The 20760-nt window shown below is 45.9% G+C and carries 10 protein-coding genes; 6 read left to right on the plus strand and 4 right to left on the minus strand.

Going from position 1 to position 20760, the window contains the following annotated elements:
• Positions 1-42 precede the first annotated feature (42 nt).
• Together ACLSSO_RS12625 and ACLSSO_RS12630 are read right to left on the minus strand one after the other, a co-directional pair.
• On the minus strand, positions 43-4764 hold the full coding sequence (locus ACLSSO_RS12625; RefSeq protein ID WP_413943022.1) for a hemagglutinin: 4722 nt from the start codon (positions 4762-4764) through the stop codon (positions 43-45).
• A gap of 277 nt (positions 4765-5041) precedes the next feature.
• Positions 5042-6595: a S8 family peptidase gene (locus ACLSSO_RS12630; RefSeq protein WP_413943023.1), complete on the minus strand. Its 1554-nt coding sequence runs from the start codon at positions 6593-6595 to the stop codon at positions 5042-5044.
• 173 nt (positions 6596-6768) lie between these two features.
• On the opposite strand from ACLSSO_RS12630, the gene ACLSSO_RS12635 reads away from it, so the two are divergent.
• From ACLSSO_RS12635 to ACLSSO_RS12645, 3 genes are read left to right on the plus strand one after another with little or no spacing between them, the layout of a single operon-like run.
• Positions 6769-7560, plus strand: a complete 792-nt coding sequence (locus ACLSSO_RS12635; protein ID WP_295904615.1) for an undecaprenyl-diphosphate phosphatase — start codon at positions 6769-6771, stop codon at positions 7558-7560.
• 24 nt (positions 7561-7584) lie between these two features.
• Positions 7585-8733 (plus strand): mechanosensitive ion channel family protein, encoded by a 1149-nt coding sequence (locus ACLSSO_RS12640; RefSeq protein WP_295904618.1) that lies wholly within the window; start codon positions 7585-7587, stop codon positions 8731-8733.
• Between the two features lie 24 nt (positions 8734-8757).
• Positions 8758-10137 carry a chloride channel protein gene (locus tag ACLSSO_RS12645; protein WP_413943024.1) on the plus strand — a complete coding sequence of 460 codons (1380 nt, stop codon included), beginning with the start codon at positions 8758-8760 and terminating at the stop codon, positions 10135-10137.
• On the opposite strand, the gene ACLSSO_RS12650 is transcribed toward ACLSSO_RS12645, so the two are convergent.
• Complete coding sequence (locus tag ACLSSO_RS12650; RefSeq protein ID WP_295904624.1) at positions 10073-10816, minus strand: hypothetical protein; 744 nt, start codon at positions 10814-10816, stop codon at positions 10073-10075. The two genes, ACLSSO_RS12645 and ACLSSO_RS12650, sit on opposite strands and share 65 nt — an antisense overlap.
• A gap of 205 nt (positions 10817-11021) precedes the next feature.
• On the opposite strand from ACLSSO_RS12650, the gene ACLSSO_RS12655 reads away from it, so the two are divergent.
• Positions 11022-11444, plus strand: a complete 423-nt coding sequence (locus ACLSSO_RS12655; protein WP_295904626.1) for a cupin domain-containing protein — start codon at positions 11022-11024, stop codon at positions 11442-11444.
• 39 nt (positions 11445-11483) lie between these two features.
• Here the strand turns inward: ACLSSO_RS12655 and ACLSSO_RS12660 are convergent, their stop codons facing one another.
• Entirely contained in the window at positions 11484-12689 is a 1206-nt protein-coding gene (locus ACLSSO_RS12660) for a hypothetical protein (protein WP_295904627.1), read from the minus strand.
• Positions 12690-13176: 487 nt separating this feature from the next.
• Here ACLSSO_RS12660 and ACLSSO_RS12665 point away from each other — a divergent pair, with 487 nt between their 5' ends.
• Together ACLSSO_RS12665 and ACLSSO_RS12670 are read left to right on the plus strand one after the other, a co-directional pair.
• Positions 13177-16506, plus strand: a complete 3330-nt coding sequence (locus ACLSSO_RS12665; RefSeq protein ID WP_413943025.1) for a tail fiber domain-containing protein — start codon at positions 13177-13179, stop codon at positions 16504-16506.
• Between the two features lie 2 nt (positions 16507-16508).
• Positions 16509-20702 (plus strand): hypothetical protein, encoded by a 4194-nt coding sequence (locus ACLSSO_RS12670; RefSeq protein WP_413943026.1) that lies wholly within the window; start codon positions 16509-16511, stop codon positions 20700-20702.
• The last annotated feature ends 58 nt before the right edge of the window (positions 20703-20760 follow it).

A 20760-nucleotide genomic window follows, 5' to 3' on the forward strand; every position in this document is an offset into this window, starting at 1 on the left:
AAATTGAAGCAGAAGCGAAGTCCTTTGTGAATTGAAATCCTCTTAAGGGAGGAAATACTCAATCAACGCAGGCAAGCCATTTTGTTTGGCCATCATCACTAAACGCTTTGGTTTAGGACCTGACGCTGGTTTTACTAAAATACGACGACCTTCGCACGTGATATTATTCGCTGGCATTGTGAGCTGCGTGATCGTGTAGTGAGTGTTTTCAACAAGGGGCCAATTTGCAACAGAGCTTAAGTCACCCGCATTTGTGATATTTGCCTTATAGAGCTTACCACCTGTGCAGTAATAAATATTTCCACTGTCATAGGTGAAACCTGAAGGACGCGAAGGCAGTGTCAAAAGTTTGTGTGTCATACCACCATGAACAACGTGCATCACACCTTCATAGGAAGATCCCGTAGTTCTAGTCGGATTCAAGAGCCATCCAGAAAGAGGACCATAATAAACAGGAGCCCCCATTCTATGCATTCCCGTCACGCCCAGATTACAACTTGTTGACGCTCCATCAGGGCACGAGTCCGTGCTTGAGTCCACCGCAATAGTTCCCGCAATAAAATCTGTTGAGGTCGGCGTAATCAAACGAAGATGGCTGTTGTTTTGAGCCGTTCCATTCCAGTAGAACTGATTAAATAAGATATTTCCCGCCTGGAAGGCCATCACCGCTGGAGAATATCCGGTGAGTTGAAGATCAGCATAACTTAAAGATGTTTGTGTGTAGCTCGGTGTCGCGCCCTCACCGTCAAGAATTTGTTCCCACATTCCTGTGGCACGATTCAATTTACAAATCCTGTGATAATTTGCGTAAGTGCTTGGAGCCGTCACTAGAACACTGTTTAAAGAACAGTTCATGTACAAATCCCCTGTAGCAGGATTTGTCGCAAACGAGTTAGGCTCACCCCAATTTCCTAATGGAATTCTTTGCGCATTCGCTGCCGTCGCGTAATCCACAATACCGCTTTGGCCATTGCCCGCTATCAGTTGAACTTCAGGCGAAGCGCCGGGTCTCATCTCACGAATTTTATTTTCTTGATGATCTAGCATAATGACATTGTTGCCAACACCATGATCAATATAAAACACAGAAGCCAAGCGCATATCTAATCCTGCTCCGCCGTCACCGGAATCTTTGCGCTGACCAAACAATGTATAAACGTTGCCGTTATAGACCGTGCGAATGATCCCGCGAGTGGAAAAGAAAATGCGACCGTAGCGATCCACGAAGACGTCATCTAAAGAAACCGCACATGATGTGGCTGCAGTTCCATCGGCACAGTCTCCCATTGCGCCCGTGCCAAGAACTCTTGTCCACGTGCCGTCATCATTCAGTCGAGAAACGGAATGTTCGGTATAACGATTAGACCGGTAAACCCGTCCATCCAGAGACTGCACGTCGTAATAGACAAGACTGTTGTTTGAAGCAAAGGGATGATTCGGATAAACACCATTACCAATCCATGTTGCCGGATCAAGCTCTGTCATATTTCCGTATGAATTTCCCGGCACACTGTACACGGCATTCACGTAGGCTTTTAAGATGTCACTTGTTTGCGGATCATAGCGCAAACTAAAGAACGAATAAGGTTGCGTGTTCAAATCCCACGACGGCAGATCCTTCACACCCGTTCCTGAAAAACGGATGGATTCCACACGAGGTACGGCAAGAGATCCTTTGTAAACACGAATGCGACCCCCATTGTCTTTGGCAACGCCGGGCTTGTCAGAAACAAAGTATATATCTCCATTTGGCAGAGCTACAAAAATAGATCGCTTACGAATCGTCCAAGATTCATCCAAGGACACATTTGTTGTCAGATTGATTTTTAAATCGCGAGGATCCGCAACAGTGTCTGCGGTGTTCGTTCCTAAATTTCCCGCAGGATCAGCTCCAATCAAAGTCTCAATTGTCATGGGTTCCACATTCGTATCAATACGGCGGATCATATAGCGGTCATAAACCAAGATGCGATTTTGATAATCCAAAGTCGTGCGCAAGATTGCTTTTGCACGCGCTTGCTCAACAGGAATTCCATCACCAAAAGAATCTTCATTCGTCTTTGCTAAACGCAAAAGAACTTTGGAGTTGTTTGTTTTAGGATCAATGTACATCAGGCCGTAAGAAGAATCGTTAAAGAAAATTTTCCCGTCCGTTGTTACAAGCAACGTTCCCGGAGCCATATCATTTCCAACCGTCGTATTAAAGACCGTCTTCTTGGCATTGCCGTTGTGGCCAGCGTCTTGATTTCCGGCAAGCAGGTTTAAATTCTGACTGTTCAACGGCGGACTGGTCACCTGCGAGGTCTGACCGTAGTTATCCGTCACACGCAATTGCAATTTAAAAAATGAATTATTCGGAAACGATGAATTCCAAACCCAACATCCCGTGTGAGGAGCGGAGTAACTGCAACTCGCTCCATTAGAAGAACTGTTACTTAAGGTGTCTGAGATCAACGTGTACTGACTTCCATCCGTTGAGGAATAAAGTTCCACTTTAGAAATACTGCCGTTATCACTGGCGGCCCATTTAATATAAACAGAAGCTCCGTTGGCGAAGTTCATATCCGCATTGATCGGTGGTGCATTGGGTGTCGTCGAATTGACGGTCAAGAAATTAGAAACCGTTGGTGGAGCATCATTGATATAATTGATGGTGTTAAAGTCTTTCTTCAGCGTCGCTGAATTTGTACTGATATTTCCGGCAACGTCACGAACCCACGCATAAATATTATAAGTGCCAAAATTAATTCCTAAAAAGAAATCGAAATCCACGAGTAAGAGATCTGGCAACTCTTCAAGGCCGGGCTTTGGTGCTTTCACGGAAACCCAACAAGCATCTGAAGCTGCGGGCACTGAGTTCGTGGTTTTAAAACAGAAATCCGTAATCGCCGTTTCACCGTCGTGGGCTTGCAAACTCACCGTCACGTAAGAGCGAACCGTGTCTGAAGGTGTCAAAGATCCATTGATCTTCATTTGATTGGCAGAAATCACAGGAGCAATCGTATCAACAACAGCATCAAAAGCATTGGACACTCCATAGCCTGTCAAACCGTTGTCATCCGTGAGCATCGCACGAACTTTCATTCCCACTTGATAGGAAGGAGGCGCCCAATTCACCACAAAAGATTTTGCATTCATTGGACCGGCAAGTCCCAAGGCTCTGCTTGCAGCAAAGTTCCAGGTAGTTCCACCGTTTGTGGAGTACTGCAATGTCAAAACGGCCGATGCCGACACGGTGGTTTCTGTCACGTACACCACAAAAGGATAAGAAACGTTGATGGCAAGTGTAGGCACAGGATCAAGGCTTAAGATCGGCGCCTTGCTATCGTAAGTGATCGTGAAGACAGTGGCGGTAGAAATATTTCCTGCTTCGTCGCGTGCATAGAAGCGCACGTTTCTTAAACCTTGTTGATCGCTAGCACTTAAATCGTAAATATAATTTTGCGCCGCCTTTGAACAAGAAATCCATCCAGAATCACCCAGGGCTGGTGGCGTGTTTTGTTCTTTCATCAGAATAAATGTATGGTCACTACAATCATTCACCGTGAATTTTGCTAACGCCGCATTTGTTGTTGCAGGAGTATTAAGAGTCACATTCGGCGGAATGATTGTCGTATCTTTTGTCACTGAATAAAGTGCAATTGAGGAAGCATTTCCCGCCGCATCCGTGGAGGAAACAGAAATATTTTTTGCACCATCAACACCCGTCAAAGACAAATTTACAGTGTAGGTTCCCGTAACGGAACAAGGAGTCGTTGTCGGACTTGGGGTAAAGTCGCCGGAAATATTGACTGTTAATCCCGCTTCACACGCTCCTGATAAGGTAAAGGCTGATTGAAATTTAGCTCCCGCAAGAGGAGCTGTGATGGTCAAAGCCGGAGCCGTTTTATCAATCACCACAACAGAGCTTTCAATCACGGAAGAAGGACCTTGCCAGTTATTCGCTTGGTCGCCACCAATTGTGCAAATGCGATAAGTTCCATCTCCACTAAAACTTAACGAAATAGGTGTTCCCGCAGGCACAGGCGTTGTAGCCATAATGGCTGCCCACTGACCAGAGCAGTCCGTGTCTTTCACCACAATGTATTTGTACTGAGTTCCGCCGTCTGTCGGAGTTCCCACCGTCACCGTGCGAGGGGTATCGTCATTGCTTAATGAACTTCCTAAAGATCCTAAGGTCACGGGAAGAAGAGGTGCCACCGTGTCTTTGTTAAACGTTGTACTGACGTTTGTTCCGATATTTCCCGCGAGATCTTTTTGTTGAACTGTGAATGTGCGAAGGCCTTCATCAAGCCCCGCCACAGAGACAGCTCCAGAAAAACTTCCCCCAAGACACGTGAAAGTATTTAATAAAACACCCTCACTTAAAATTTCAACAGGGCCGTCATCGGATTCACATGCTCCGCCCACGGGAACGGCACCTGCAAAATCATTTCCCACTTCCGCAGAAATCGGAGCACCGAAAGAGACAACAGGAGCAACAACGTCTTTCAAAGCTGCGGACTCACTGCTGGAACTCACTCCCGCTAAGGACGTGACCGCAAGAACAATCCGATAATCCGTATCGCTCCAGTTTTGAGTGTCGACGTTCAAAGAAAATTTTTTATTTTTGCAAAGCGCTTTAAAATTTCGAGTGTCACTGACGGATAAAGAAGAATTCTGCGGAACAAAAGAGACCTGAATTTCTTGGTCTTCGTAGTAGCACTCCCCTTGAAGTTTTACGGAGCTTAAGTTTGTACCGGAATTAATAACGAGTGATTCCAAACGATCTCCGTTGGAATCCAAAAGGACGGGAGGTGTTAACGCATTAAAATCCGTGAGCTTGGAATTAAGGCTGCACCCTGCCCCCAATAGCAGTACCAAATTGAGAAGTACCTGTACGTTCCGCATACTTTTTTATCGGAATAGAACGGGGTTCGCTAAATGGACTTGTACAAAATACGAACGTATTTAGAAAAATTTAATGTATCACACGTGGAATTTCACGAATAAGACGGAAATAAAAAAGGCCCCCTCTCGGGAGCCTTTCTCATTTTTCTGCTTAGTTAGATTTGCAGAATGGAAGATCTGGTTGGATCTGGCAGATGATTTGGCAGATCGCTGGATCACCAAGTGGGCAGTCGCCTGGCTCACCTGGGTTGCCTGGATCTTGTCCTGGAGGTTGACCAGGATTTGGTGGTTGGTTGCCACCTGATTTAGCGCCAACATTGATGTTCAATGAAGAAGCTGTTTTTCCGTCAGCGTCAGTCACAGTCACAGTTGTTGTACCGTTACCAGCCGCAGTCAAAGTACCGTTGTTGTCGATAGAAGCAACTGAAGTGTTGCTAGAAGCGAACTTGAACGGAGCTTTACCGTGAAGAACAGAGAATGCCAAAGTTGAAGATGGTTGGATTGTTGCTGCAGCAGGAACAAGAACCATTTTCTTAGCGATAACAGCGTCAACAGCTTCGAAAGCGTCAACACGGCAGTTACATGCAGTCTCGATAGAAACTTTAGCACCTGTCGTTTGAAGGATCGCACGAACCTGAGCACCAGTAAGCGATGGATCTTGAGCTTTCATCAAAGCTACAAGGCCTGACACAAGCGGAGTTGCCATTGAAGTACCAGAAAGGTTTCCATACTTATTGTTTGGCAATGTGCTCATGATGTTTTCACCAGGAGAAGCTACGTGAACTGTTGCAGTTCCGTAGTTTGACCAAGATGGTTTTGCATCAGAAGGACCTGAAGCCGCAACTGTGATTGAGTTAGGGTATCCGTTGTTTGCTGGATACATTTCAGTTTTATCGTTGTTTTTACCATCGTTCGCAGCAGCCGCGATGAAGATAACACCTTTATCGTCAGCACGTTTGATCGCCTCAAGAAGAGGAGCCGCTGTAGAGCGAGGAACCGCTGCACCCCAAGATGCAGAGATGATTTGCGCGCCTTTTTCAACTGCGTAATCAATTGCTTTGATCGCGTTGTTAAGATCACCAGAACCGTCTTCACCCAAGAAGCGAAGTGGCATGATAGAAACTTCAGGAGACAAACCAATTGTCCCACCGTCAACCAAACCAGTCGCACCTACTGCACCAGCGCAGTGAGTACCGTGACCTGGATTTTGGAAACCCGTTTTATCCATTGGATCTGCATCGTTTTCTTTGAAGTCATAACCTTGGATCATGTTTGGAGCCAAAGATGGGTGTTTGTAGTCAACACCAGTATCGATAACAGCGACGATAACGTTACGGCTCCCCTTATTGCCGGCACGTTGCCAAGCTTTTTCAGCTTGAACTTTTGCAATCGCCCACTGTTCTTTCAACGCAGCAGCATCAACTGGCGCAGTGAAAGCTCTGATTTTGAAGTTAGGAACAACGTACTCAACGCCTGGTTGAGAAAGAAGAGACGCCAAAGCTTGCGCTTCGTGAGACTTCTGGATGTTCACTTTTACAAGGCTAGCGTTTGCGTTGTGATCCATCATTTGGATCGTTGCAACTTTAGACATTGCGACCGTGTTAAGCATGTTGAGAGCGCTTGTGTTGGAATATTTCACTAGATATTCGCCTGCGAATGCCTGTGAACCGAACAACAATGCACCTAATAATAATGCACGTTTCATATAATAACCCCCTCCGTGGTGAAAAAATCATATTCAGATTTGAACCACAAAGAATAGGAAAATCTTAAATAAATCTTAAATTTTTTGACACATTCCATCGAATATTGAACCCACTTGCGAACTTTTCAAGAATGATGTCCGCTGATTTTCAACATCCAAATGAGGAACATCATATGAGTCATCTGCACGCGATCATCTTGGGAATTATCGAAGGCATTACGGAATTTCTACCGATCTCATCAACGGGTCACATGGTGATTGCCAGCTCCATGATGGGCATTGAAGAGAGTGCTTTCACAAAGGCCTTTGAAGTTATCATCCAATTCGGCGCAATCATGTCAGTACTTGTTCTTTACTGGAGACGTTTTCTTCCTAACTGGAGCTTCTATAAAAAACTTTTCGTGGCATTTCTCCCGACAGCCGTCATTGGTTTTATCGTTAAAGATGTTGTCGATCATCTTTTAGGAAGCGTGCAAATCGTCGCATGGGCCTTAATTCTGGGCGGCGTCATTTTAGTGTGGTCCGACAAAATCTTCGCACATCTGACGTCGATGGGACGCAAGACAAGTGACCTATCATATATAGATGCCGTGAAGCTGGGACTCTTTCAATCCATCGCGATGATCCCGGGTGTGTCCAGATCTGGAGCGACGATCATGGGCGGGTTGACACTTGGCATGAATAAAAAAGAGGCAGCGGAGTTTTCATTTTTTTTAGCGGTCCCAACAATGGCCGCAGCCACAGGATATAAATTGTTAAAAATCTACAAGACAATTGAACCTGCCCAGATCAGCACTTTAGCGATCGGCTGCTTCGTGGCCTTCATTGTCGCGATGCTTGCGATCAAATTTTTTATCGGTATAGTGACTCGCTACGGATTTAGAGGCTTCGGTTACTACCGTATCGCCTTGGGAATCGTGATCTTGATCATGATCTACTCCGGCAAAAATCTTCAAATGATGTAACTTGCAACAATAGAGAAGCTATAAATGGAAAAATATATTTTTGAAGAGTCGTCCTTTTTTTCAGCTGAAATCGCAAATCTTTTAAAGACGACTTATTTTGTGATGCCGAACTGGAAATGGTGTGTGCTTGCAATCGCTATCACTTTGGGAATCGTTCTTCGTCCTATTATTCAGTTCGTTCTTAAAGAAATTAAAAAGCACAATCCCTTCACAAAAAAATTCCCAACTAGTTTTTCTGCGCACTTTTTAAATCTGAAAGTTGAGCGCCCTATTGCTTGGATCTTGGTGATCTTTTTTTGGTTTGCCACAGGCGATGCGATTGGGCTTACAGGCAAGTTTGAAATTTACTACAACCATTTCTTGCGCGGCCTTTTAGCTCTTTATGCGATCCGTTTGGTTTACTACGCTGTAGATGCTGGCGGAAATGTTCTTAAAGAGATGGCCGCTAAAACAGAAAGCACTTACGACGATCAGCTTGTGCCTTTTGCGACAAAATCCATGAAGGTGTTGGTTGTCGTTTTAGGTATCCTGATTGCCTTGCAAAGTTTTGGTTTGAATGTGATGTCCATCCTTGCCGGTCTGGGACTGGGAGGTTTGGCCCTCGCTTTGGCAGCGCAAGACACAGCGGCGAATCTTTTTGGTTCGATCACGATCTTATTCGATCATCCTTTTAAAGTGGGCGATTGGGTAAAAATCAAAGACATGGAAGGCACTGTAGAAGATATTGGCTTTCGTTCAACACGCATTCGCACGTTTTATAATTCTGTGATCACAATTCCCAATGCGATGATGGCAAAAGAAACCATCGACAATATGGGAATCCGCCCTGCCCGTCGCATTCGTCAGATTTTGGGTTTAACTTACGAAACTCCTCCAGAAAAAATTGAACAGTTCTGTGAGCAGGTCCGTTACCTCATCACCAAACACCCGAAAGTAAATCCGGAAACTGTGACGGTCCGCTTTAACAACTACAACGCTTCTTCTTTAGATGTGTTGGTGAATTTCCATTTGGAAGTTTTCACCGGAGCTGAGGAGCTTGAACATCAACAGGCAATTTTCATAGAGATCCTCAAAATTGCAGCGGGATTGAAAGTAGACTTCGCATATCCGACACAAACAGTTTACTACAAAGGTACTGACGAAGTTCCAGCACTTCCACTCGGTCAGACCTAAGGCAGTGCGTCGATGCGGAGGGATATGCGCCTCCGCTTTATTGGTGTTACCTTAACGCCTATGCAACCAAAAGATATTCTTCATAGTCCGCATCTTAAAGCGGCTCGCCACAAAGTTTTTTTCAATCTTCCATTTTGGATTTCTGCCGGAGTCGCTGCCGCCATAGCCGTTGGTTACAACATCATTTTTAAAATATGTGAAGAGTGGGCGTTGTCGCACTCGAAAGATTCTATTTTATTAGTCACGGCACCTCTTGCTCTTTTAGCTTCTTTTTTAATTGGATATTTCTTTTCTAAAGAGGCGATCGGGAGCGGTATTCCGCAAGTCATTGCGGCAGTCGAACTTTCCAATGAGAACCATCCCTTTTTGAAAAAGCTTTTAAGTATTCCGATGTTGATCACAAAGATTCTTGGTTCTTGTATTTGCGTTCTCGGCGGCGGGGTCTCAGGACGCGAAGGTCCGACGTTGCAAGTTTCAACTTCTGTATTTTATCAGATTTCGCGTTTCTGGCCGAAGAGATTTCCAAAACCTCAACTGCCCGCCATGATTCTTGCTGGTGGTGCTGCGGGTCTCGCGTCAGCCTTTAATACGCCCTTAGGCGGAATTGTTTTTGCCATTGAAGAACTTTCGAAAACACATATCAGCGTAGTGCGCACGGCTGTTTTTCAAGCGGTCATCATCGCCGGTATTTTGGCGCAGCTTTTTTTGGGAAATTATCTTTACCTCGGAAACACCAGCTTCGGCCAGTTTCCTGCTTACGTTCTTTATCAAACCATTGTTATTGCCGCCATTGTTGGGATGAGTAGTGGCTTGTTTGCAGAAAGTCTTTATCGCATCACAAAGTGGAGAGCTTCGCAGTCATTTTGGATTAAAGTAGCAATGACCTTAATGTGCGGAGGTCTTTTAAGTCTTACGATCTATCTTTGCGGTCCAAGCACGGTCGGTGCCGGAAAATCCGTGATGATTGAACTTCTTAAAAATCCGCATGAACCCGCAAGTCCGCTTCTGCCGATTTCTCGAATTTTCGGAAACTTCTTTACTTATATCGGTGGCGTTATCGGCGGTGTCTTTGCTCCGGCCCTAGCTAGTGGCGCAGCGATGGGACAGTACTTCAGTCAATTATTTGGCTTTACGAATGCCAAACTGATGATCATGGTCGGCATGGTGGCTTTTTTGACAGGCATCACACGCACACCGTTTACTTCGTTCGTTCTGGTTTTAGAGATGAGTGATTCGCACGAGATTATTTTGTATCTGATGCTTTCCTCAGTTATCGCCAACGTGGCGGCCCGAGTTTTCGCGCCAAAATCTTTCTATGAGCAAGCTGCTCACGATTTGATTAATAAACAATCTGAAACGCCCGGGACGGTGGAGCATCGTCATGGTACTTCACCAGTTCCATAGGCGGAATCACGATATTTTCTTTTTCTTTCGTGATTTTCATGACTCCATAGCGGCCTTCAACTTTAAGGCCGTCAATCGTTGCGAGATAATCAAAAATCGGAAGATGCTTTCCTTCAGAGATTTTAATACTTGTCGCATAGTGGGTGGCAAAAATATAAAGCTCCCCGTTCACATTCATAAGATCAAAAACTTTCTGAAGCGATGTTGAAAGATCGTGGGTGTAAGAAATCACTCCGAAAACATCCGTTACAAGATCGGCTTTTTTCCATGTCGATGTGGGCTGTAATTCAAACGCACCTTCTTTGATCTCAAGCTTTCCATCAAACTTTGGCGGAGAAAACCAGCGGTCTAATTTAAAAGCCACCGCTGTCGCATGCGGCGCCATTTGAGGACTTGGCAAAGATTTAATATAGGAAATTTGTGCGTTGGCTTTACCCGCACCGAGGTCAACCCAGTGCTGCTCTGGTGTGAGTTTGATAAGACTGTCTGTGAAATCTTTATGAAGCACGTGACGGTATTCAAGAATATCACGGTTCGTAACAAATTTATTTTTTTGAACTCGATCCGAAACTTCTGTAGGACGAAACAAGAAGAGCGACGAGCATTGCTCCGCTGCCTGAGCAGGAAATTGTGAAAGACTTAAAATCAGAATGGATGCAATCAGCAAAAACTGTTTCAAAATGAGACCTCGCTCTTCTTACCTTTTAACGTGCAAGGATGGGACTCAGCCTTCTCTCACAAAAAGTATCTGACAGGTCTCTGTCTGCCTAGGTTGCCTAAATACGGCAAGGGAAAAAGGTACCTGGTACCTAAGTTCGGTGCTAATTCACAGATATGACGAGGTCGCTCAAAGGAGTAAAATTTCATCATGAAAGGGGGTCGCCATGGCAACTCAATTGACGCCGGGACAGCCCGAAAAAAGAACTCCCGAAACAGGGACAGGAAGTTTTTCTAAAAAAAGTTTTTCAAAAGCAGACGAGGTTCGCGATTTTCCAAAAGGCAAACTGGAGTTAGTGGAAGTCAATGGATCTACCGTCGGCCTTATTACCTTACAGCCCGGCTGGCGCTGGTCCACATCTGTAAAACCCATCGCTAAGACTGAAAGCTGTGAGGTTACGCACTTTCAATACATGATCTCAGGAACTCTTCACGTGAAAATGAATGATGGAACTGAAGTAGACTTTAAGGGTGGCGAAGTAGCCTTCACGCCGCCGGGACATGATGCCTGGGTTGTCGGTAACGAGCCCGTTGTCGCTATCGATTTTCAAGGGATGACAAATTATGCTAAAGGACCGCACGAACACTAGAAATAAAAAGGGCCAAGTTTCCTTGGCCCCTTTTTTTGATTATTTTGTTTTCTTTTTGGTTTTCGTCGGAAGATTGTTTTCGGCTCTGATTTTCGAAGCTTCAAGTTTCATTTTTTCAGCTTCGGCTTCGGCCTTTCCGGTCTCCATTTTAATTTTCGCTTCTTCCGCTTTGTTTTTTGCATTCTCTGCAAGCTGTTCTAATTTTTCTCTTTCCGCTTTGGCTCTTTCGGCCTCGTCACGCAGACGTTTTAGTTCGGCTTCGGCACGCGTGGCTTCGGCTTCACTTTCTGCGATGATTTTTTTAGAGCGAGCGATTTCTAAGCTAGCTGTCGCCTGTTCTTTCTTAAGATTATTACGATTGCCCTCAAGTTCCTGGCGAATTTTAGCTGCGGCTTGTTTCGCTTTTTCTTCCTGAGCCTTGATCTCAGTCACTTTTTTGCGTTCTACTTCCGCTTGTTGAACCGCTTCTTTAGATGCAGATTGAGCAGACTTTAACTCGCTATCCATTTTTTCAGTCAAAGCTTTCGACTGCTCTTCTTGCACTTTAAGACGAGCCATCTCGGCCTCAGCTTTGGCTTTGTCCGCTTCGGCTCTAGCGATTTCTTGTTTCGCCTTCGCTTCACGAGCTTTGGCTTCTGCCACCGCTTTTTGGGTTAGAAGCTTCGCTTTGGAAAGATTCTGTTCTGCCTTTGCCGCTTCTGCTTTTTCGGCTTCTGCTTCTTTTGTTGCCTGCATTCCGGCGTTTGTTGCTTCAGCAGCTTGCTTTTCCTGATCCTTAGCTTGATCACGAAGCTGGGCTGCTTTTTCTTCGGCCTGTTTGCGTTTCGCTAAAGCTTCATCGCGGACCTGTGTGGCTTTTTGTGTTTTTTCTTGAGCAGCTTTGATGCGAGCTTGGGAGGCTTGTTGCTCTTTCTCTGCGGCTTTTTGTTGTCGTTCATGATCAGCTGCTTCCGCTTTGAGTTTTGCGGACTCTCTTTCTGATTCGGCTTGTTCTTTTTTAGCGTCGTTTTCTAGGGAACGAGCTTTGTTGATCGCGGACTGCGCTTCAGCTCTCGCTTTATCACGACGCTTACGATCTTCTTCCGCACGGCGTTTTGCTTCACCGGCTTCCGCCTTTGCGGCTTCGGCGTCTGCCGTCGCCTCTTCGGCTTCGATCTGCGTATCCGTTTGTGCAAGCACGCGCGCTGGCATTGCTTGAGTCATTAATGCTGCCAATAGAAGAATGCCAAGGGGCTTTAACTTCATGAGGTTCTCCTTAAGATGTTTATTTTCAGAAATTAGATTATCGGAGTTTTAAGCAAAAAAAAAGCGACCAGGATTGGGGGGGGAGGGTCCTGGCCGCCATGGGGGGTTGCTTTCTACTAAAGCAACGGCGGTGCCATGATCACTTCTTCGTCAAAACCGATTAAACTAGCGAAGATCACATCAGCGTTGTCGAATCCTTAGACGGAATCTGACAATTGTGGGCCTCTTTTCGAGGCATCAGCGTTTAGGAGTGGATGACCGACTGGACCAAATATTTGTTTGCTCATAGTTCAAAACGAGACACTTTCAGAGGTGACCTTATTAAGGTCTTGTTCCTTGGAAATACCCGAAACAGTATTTACCTCAGAACGGTGGAAATAGGCCTCATTTCAAATTTGCAATGCTCACAAACCTTTAGTGCTCCTATGGAGTTCCCGAACTATTAAACATGGAACGTAAAGGAATCACACTCATTCGGTGTTGCATATTGATACTTTGGATTTTGGGAGTTTCTGGAACCTGGGCCGCTGGACCATCCACCCTGCAATCTCTGACCTATCAAGGTCGTATCCTAAAAACTGACGGCAGCGCTCTTGAACACAACAGCGTGAGTTTTCTTTTTGAGGTCACAAATCCCACCGGTTCTTGCGTGATCTACCGCGAGCAAGTCAATGGCATCAATATGTCTGGTTCTAACGGTGTGTTTGACGTGCCGATTGGTTCCGGCACAAAACTTTACCCCTCAGATCCTCTCTTTAAACTTTTAGATTCATTCAATAACTCCTCTAGTTTTTTATGTGACGGCGGAGTCACCTACAATCCCACCGTGGATGCCACTCGTCTTTTGAAAGTGCAATTTCACGACGGACACGGTTGGAATGAAATCAATCCTCCCAATGAAATTCGCAACGTGCCTTTTGCGGCGTATTCTCTTTCAGCACAAAAACTGGGAACCAACGTCGCCAGCGACTTCATCTTAAGATCCAGCATTCCGACTTGTACCGCGGGCCAGGTTCTTTTCTATAATGGGACAGCTTTAAGCTGTGTGACCGATGCCGGAAGCAGCGGCGTTGTGACCTCCGTTGTCGGAAGTGGTCCCGTGACTGTGACCGGAACAAACAGCGTGACTGTCGGCGTGACTGTAGGAACAACTGCGGGAACTGTCGCCGCCGGAAATGATGCGCGCTTCACAGACTCGCGCGCCCCAATTGGAAATGCCGGTGGAGATCTCACTGGAACTTATCCGAATCCGACTCTAGCAAATGGTGTTATCACCACGGCAAAACTTTTTGCCAATCCTGGAATCAACCGTCTGGTTGCTACAGATGCGACAACGGGTGCAAATCTCACACATTTAGATTGCACGGTGGGAGAGCTTTTAACTTGGAGTGCTGCAAATGGTTGGCAGTGCACTTCTCAAAACTCTCTTGTCGTTGGAAGTGCCGCGAGTGCGACTGGTTTCACGGGTTCCCTTGCTGGCGACGTGAGTGGCACGCAAGGTGCGACGTCGGTCAATAAAATCAAAGGAATTTCGGTCGATGTGACAGGCTTAACATCAGGACAGATTTTAAAATACGACGGAAGCCAATGGAGCCCCGCTAGTCTGACAGATTCCAATGCCCTGCCTTTAGCAGGTGGAACGATGAATGGAGCTATCAATTTAAATAGCAACAATCTCATCAACATCGGCTTTATGACGATGGTTGCAAATAAATCCCTGCATCTTTCAAACAACGCTTCAGACCCAACAGGGTTGACGGGCGCTGATAAAGGGAAAACTTGGTTTAACTCCACATCCAATCAAATTAAATACTGGGATGGAACTGCGGTGCAAACTTTAGGTCTTGCGGGTTCAGGCCTTACTGCTTTAACGGGAGATGTGACGGCGACAGGACCTGGCTCTGCGGCTGCGACAATTGCTAATAATGCCATCACGACTGCAAAGATTAATAACCTCGCCGTAACAGATGCAAAAATCAATGACATCGCTGTTGATAAAATCACAAGTGCCGCGAGCAAGTATTTCACTTATGCTCCCAACAACGTCGCTTGTACAAACGGTCAGGTCTTATCAAAAACAGCCAACGGTTGGGAATGTGCCTCCGCAACATCTTTAACGAATGCTCTTACGAATGGTCGCATTCATGTCGGTAATGCTTCAAACATTGCAACAGAAGTCGTGATGAGTGGCGATGCCACTTTATCAAATGCGGGTGCGCTGACGTTAGCGAACTCTGGTGTTACAGCAGGGACTTATACTAAAGTAACGGTGGATGCTAAAGGTCGCGTCACCACAGGAACAAGTCCAACGACCTTGGCTGGTTATGGAATCACGGACGCTCAACCCTCAGGAAATTACCTTACGGCTTTAACCGGGGATGTTACCGCGACAGGCCCCGGCTCTGGAGCGGCGACGATTGCCAACAATGCTGTCACGACGGCGAAGATCAATAACCTTGCCGTGACAGATGCAAAAATCAATGACGTCGCAATTGATAAAATTACGAGTGCCGCGAGCAAGTATTTCACTTATGCTCCGAACAATGTGGCTTGTACGAACGGTCAAATCTTGACGAAAACAGCCAACGGTTGGGAGTGCGGAGCTGCAAATGCCGGTTCTGTAACGAGCATCACAGCAGGAACAGGATTAACAGGCGGAACAATTACTTCTACGGGAACGATTGGCTTAGGAACCGAACTTGCCGCCGTGGATGGTATTTCTTCAACGGGTTATGTGCAAAGAACTGGTGCTGGAGCTTATTCAACTACAGCAGGAAGTACTTCAGCCTCCAATAACACTCTTGTGCAAAGAGATGGTTCCGGAGTTTCTAACTTTTACGGCGTTGGTGTTACGGGTGCTACAAGCGGGACTGTGACTTTGCGTTCTGTTGCAACTGTGACAAGCTACTCTCTCACCTTCCCTGGATCTCAAGGAGCTGCGGGAACTGTTCTTTCCAATGACGGAAGTGGCGGTCTTTCTTGGGCAAGTATTTTAAATACGTCTTTGAGCAACGGAAAAATTTATGTCGGAAACGCTTCCAACGTAGCAACAGCCGTGACAATGAGTGGAGACGCCACTTTGTCTAATGCCGGAGCTTTGACACTTGCAAACTCAGGCGTGACTGCAGGCACCTATGCAAAAGTCACTGTGGATGCGAAAGGTCGCGTAACTTCGGGAGCAGCCCTGGTAGATGCCGATGTACCGTCAACGATTTGGCGCACAGGTGGGAATACTTTAGGAGCTGCCGGCTCCATCGGTACAAAAGATAATTTTGCTTTAAGCTTTTTAACGAACAACACAACGAAAATGACCTTGGATGCAAATGGAAATCTCGGGATCGGAACTGCGTCCCCGGCCAGTGCTCTTCACGTTGTGGGTGACATCCAATTCACAGGAACGATCACAGACATTTCCGATAGACGTTTAAAGAAAAATATTCGTCCTTTGACTTCAGGTCTTAATACAGTCCGTAAAATTTCGGTTTATTCTTACGTGATGAAAGATGATCCGCATGAAAGAACTGAGTACGGGGTCATGGCGCAGGATATGATGCAAATTCTTCCTCACCTTGTGAAGACTGTGGATACCAACGGTAATTATTATGGTGTGAATTATTTGGGTCTTGTTCCTTGGAGTTTAAAGGCCATTCAAGAACTTGACAACAACACGCAAGGGCTGCAACGCGAAATTGCTTCTGTGCGCGACGAAAACAAGACTTTGAAAGAAGAAATCAACAATCTGAAAGACAGAAATGACCGTCTTGAAAAACAAATGAATGAAGTTCTTTTGTTACTGAAAAACAAGGGATCTGAGTAATAATGAGACTTCGTAATTTATTTGCTCTTAGCATCTTTGTACTTCTCAGCCTCGTCACCGGCTCATGGACCTGGGCGGCCTGCAGTTCGCCGACGGGAAACACCGGCACCATGGATTATTTTACGGCAGAAAATGTTTTTAAGTATTGTGACGGAACCTCCTGGGTTCCAATGAAGTACGGTGGCATCTCGCTGCTTAATAAACTCACGGACCCTTCCCCTTATGCTATCGCCAGTGCTGGCGTCGTTGCGGTGAAAGGCAATTATGCTTATGTGATTGACCCAGCCGGTTCTTTGCTGGTTCTTGATATTACCACTCTGAGCAATCCCACTCCTGTTACTAAAATCTCTGATTCATTTTTCAATTCTACATCGGCCCTTTTGGTCTCAGGAAGTTATTTAATCGGTGTTAGAAATGGCACCGTTTATATCGTTGATATCACAACTCCTACTGCTCCTGTGATTTCAGGTTCAGTCACAAATTCGAATCTGAGCAACGCCTCTTCGCTTGCTGTGAGCGGGAATTACGCCTACGCATACACATCCTTAACCAACCCGGGTCGTCTTGTTGTTATCGATATCTCAAATAAATCGGCTCCCGTTCAAACGGGCTTTGTCAGTTCACCATCTATCGCCAATGGAACCGCCGTCGCAGCTTCCGGAGGTTATGTCTATATCAGTGTCGGAGCCTCATCAATCACTGTAATTGATGCGACAACACCCTCTTCACCTGCGATCATTGGCAGCATCAGTGACTCGCGCATGTCCACTATTAAAGCCATGGCTATTTCGGGAAACTATATTTATGTTGTTTCCACGACCGGAGGCACAGGGACTTTCAGCGTTATTGATATCACAACAAAATCAAATCCCACTTTGGTCTCGGCTGTCACTGGCGCTAACTATGGAGATTTTTACGGCGTCAACAGTTTATGGGTTAATGGCAGCCTTGCGTATGTCGCTTTAAATCCCGGAAGCAATTCCGGCGGATATTTGCAAACTGTCGATATCAGCAACCCTCTTTCACCCAAAGCGATTTTTTCTTACCGAATCATTGGCGCAGGGACCTATGGCGCGAAGTACGTGAGCGGTGACGGTAACAAATTGTTTGTCGTGGATTCCAACTCAATGCTTTTAACATTTGATCTTTCGTTAAAGCCGACACTTTACAAAACAGGCGAAGGTTATCTTCGCGATAAGTCTGGTATTGGCTATGGCTACATTGCAACCACGGGATCTGCCACTGCCGTCATTGATTTCGACGAAACAATTTACTGGTTCGACACCAGCACGCCTGCAACCTTAAACTATATTTCTCAATTCAGTCTTCCGGGTTACACGAACCGATTTGCTACGGGCGTTGCGATGAAGGGAAACTTCGTTTACTCAGGCAACTCCAATACCAGCCGTTTGAGTGTTGTCGACTTTACAAACCCTTCGAACCCCATTTTGATTTCCGGCGTATCCGATCCCAACTACAACGGCATGGGCAGTATGGAAGTTTCGGGGAATTATTTATATATTGCGCGAACCGGTGGTCTTGCAGTGGTGGATGTCTCAACACCTTCAACTCCCACTTACGTGACAAAGATTACGACGGCTTTTGCGTCCGCAGGCTCACGGCTTAAAGTTGTCGGCAGTAAAGTCTATGTGACTTCCAACGGAGGAGATCTTGCGATCTTTGATATTACAACACCGACGGCTCCCAGTCTTTTAGGGAAAGTCACGGACACTACCAATTTAAATGGAGCCAAAGGACTTGATGTTCAAGGAAGCTACGCCTACGTCGCTGCGATGAATTGCAAATGTTTGACGGTTGTTGACGTGAGCAACTCAGCAAGTCCTTCCATCGTGAACGCCTTCACCAGCAATACCTATTACGATGTGATTGAAGATGTCATCGTCAACGGAAGTTACCTTTATACTTATTCGTACACGAAAGGTCTTGCGACGGTCGATATCACAACACCGACAAGCCCAACACCGACGAGCGCGATTGGCGGCGGAGGTTATGTTTTAGTCCGCAACGGGAACACTCTTTATGCCGGCGGTACGGGATCAGTAAAAGCATTTAATATTACGACAGCATCCACTCCCTCAACGACATCGGACGTGGATCCCGAAGGAAAACTTGAGGGAATTGCTGGTATCGCCTCAGTGGGAAATTATGCTTACAGCGTGGCTGCGACGACGGGAATTTTCACGGTCATGGATGTGACTGATAAAACAAATCCTGTCGTAATAGGCTCTGTCAAAAACACAACACGATTTAACGGCGCCACCAACCTCACAGTTTCCGGTAACTATGCTTACGTGGTTTCACCTTCAAATCTGACCATCGTGGACATTTCAACTCCGAGTGCGCCTTCGGTTGTAGGTTTTTTAAGCGATGCTACAAATCTTCCCACGCCTAAAGATGTTTACGTCTCTGGAAATTATGCTTACGTCGCTGCCAGCAACCGTCTGACTGTCGTGAACATCACAAATAAAGCAGCACCGACTTACTCAACAAATCTTTCCCATGCTTTAATCTCCGACTGTCGTCAGATTGTCGTCTCAGGAAGTTATGCTTATCTGCCTTGTTCAACGAGCACGTCGTTGGTGATCGTTTCATTGGCGACACCAGGCTCACCTTCTGTGACCGGCACATTTCAGGATGCCACAAATTTAGTAAGTGCCCGCACTGTTGTTGTATCTGGAGGCTATGCTCTTGTGGGAGCGTCCAATTCTAACGGTGGCGCCATTGTTAACATCAGCACGCCTTCAGCACCCAGTTTTGTAAAAACGATGCCACTTTCCAACATCGTTTTTATGGTGCAAAAAAATTCAATGATCTTTTTTCAAAGTAGTACTTACGGTTTTGGACAAATGGGGATCTCCGATCCTGCAAATCCGAAAGTGATCAGCTCAGGGTATTCAAGCTCCATGAATATCAGTTCGCCTTCACAATTGGCGATTTCTGGAAATTACCTCTATCGAGCTGCCCCGACAAACACGATGGAAATCTGGAGTATTGCCGACTCCAAAGTGGCCCTCTATGAAGAAGCCAGTGCTAACTTCACGAATATTTTTGGCACCGGCTACAAAATCAAAGTTGTGGGGACAACGGCCTACGTCACTTCCAAGTTCGGACAAAGATTAACGGCCGTGGATATTTCCAATATTGATTCCCCGACGATTTTGGGAAGCCTTGCAGATCCGAAATTTGATTCGCCGACAGGGATAGAGATTTCAGGAAACTACGCTTACATCAGTGGCGCGGGATACGGTTACGTCATGACGGTTGTTGATATCTCCGATCCTGCCAATATGAAATCCTTGGCATACTATTCAAACTACACTTACCTCGCCTTAGGGGAAAATCTTGTCATTTCAGGAAATTATATTTTCGCGACAACCCGATCGAATGGGCGTGTGACCTCTTTTGATATTTCAAATCCGATAGCACCGTCTCTCAAAAGTTCGGTCAATGTGACCAGCCCCTATGACCTCGTAAAAAACGGCAATTATCTTTATGCCTGCTCGTCTTCTGGAGTCGCTATTATCGATGCTTCAAATACATTGAGCATGTCACTTGTGACGACCTTCATAGATAACGCTGTCACCAACTGCCGCTCGCTGGCTCTTGACGGAAACTATCTTTATGCTTCAGGGACTACGAACAAAACGTTCGCGGTGATAGATGTCAGCACGCCCACCTCGCCGGTGCTTTTAGGAAGTATTTCCGATGCAACGAATTTGTCGGTGGTTGAGGATATTAAAATTTCTGGTAACTATGCTTATTTCGCAACTGGATCAAGCCGCATCGGTATGATCGATATCACAACAAAAACAGCGCCGGTTATGTCGGAAGTTTTAAATTCCTCATCAGATGTCGGCGGCGCTTATGAATTATTTGTTTCTGGCAATCGCGTTCTTGCCCCTAATTTCTCGGGTTCGGGACTGTCCACTTATAAGGCAGCGCCTTCTGTCAACGTCGGAAGCTGTACAACCGGAGGAACGATCAACTACGACACCACTCAAAAAGTTTTAAGCTTCTGTAACGGCACAAACTTCAAAGCCATGGGACCAGTTCCTGGAGCTGGCGGCGCTGGCTGCTCTTCACCCACTGCCACAGCGGGAGCCTTGGAGTATTTCACCGCCACCAATAAGTTTAAATACTGCGACGGAACAAACTGGGTGACGGTCGGCAATTAAGATTTATCTCAATTTGAAGCAAAATAAAAACTCACATTTGTTTGCAATTATGCCGATA

It is taken from the genome of Bdellovibrio sp. HCB-162 (genome assembly GCF_047344985.1).
Lineage (GTDB): Bacteria > Bdellovibrionota > Bdellovibrionia > Bdellovibrionales > Bdellovibrionaceae > Bdellovibrio.

Bases quoted from the DNA above. Each gene is read 5' to 3' on its own strand.
- ACLSSO_RS12670 (WP_413943026.1), top strand. From the start codon at position 16,509: ATGAGACTTCGTAATTTATTTGCTCTTAGCATCTTTGTACTTCTCAGC.
- ACLSSO_RS12630 (WP_413943023.1), bottom strand. From the start codon at position 6,595: ATGAAACGTGCATTATTATTAGGTGCATTGTTGTTCGGTTCACAGGCA.
- ACLSSO_RS12660 (WP_295904627.1), bottom strand. From the start codon at position 12,689: ATGAAGTTAAAGCCCCTTGGCATTCTTCTATTGGCAGCATTAATGACT.
- ACLSSO_RS12635 (WP_295904615.1), top strand. From the start codon at position 6,769: ATGAGTCATCTGCACGCGATCATCTTGGGAATTATCGAAGGCATTACG.
- ACLSSO_RS12640 (WP_295904618.1), top strand. From the start codon at position 7,585: ATGGAAAAATATATTTTTGAAGAGTCGTCCTTTTTTTCAGCTGAAATC.
- ACLSSO_RS12645 (WP_413943024.1), top strand. From the start codon at position 8,758: ATGCGCCTCCGCTTTATTGGTGTTACCTTAACGCCTATGCAACCAAAA.
- ACLSSO_RS12655 (WP_295904626.1), top strand. From the start codon at position 11,022: ATGGCAACTCAATTGACGCCGGGACAGCCCGAAAAAAGAACTCCCGAA.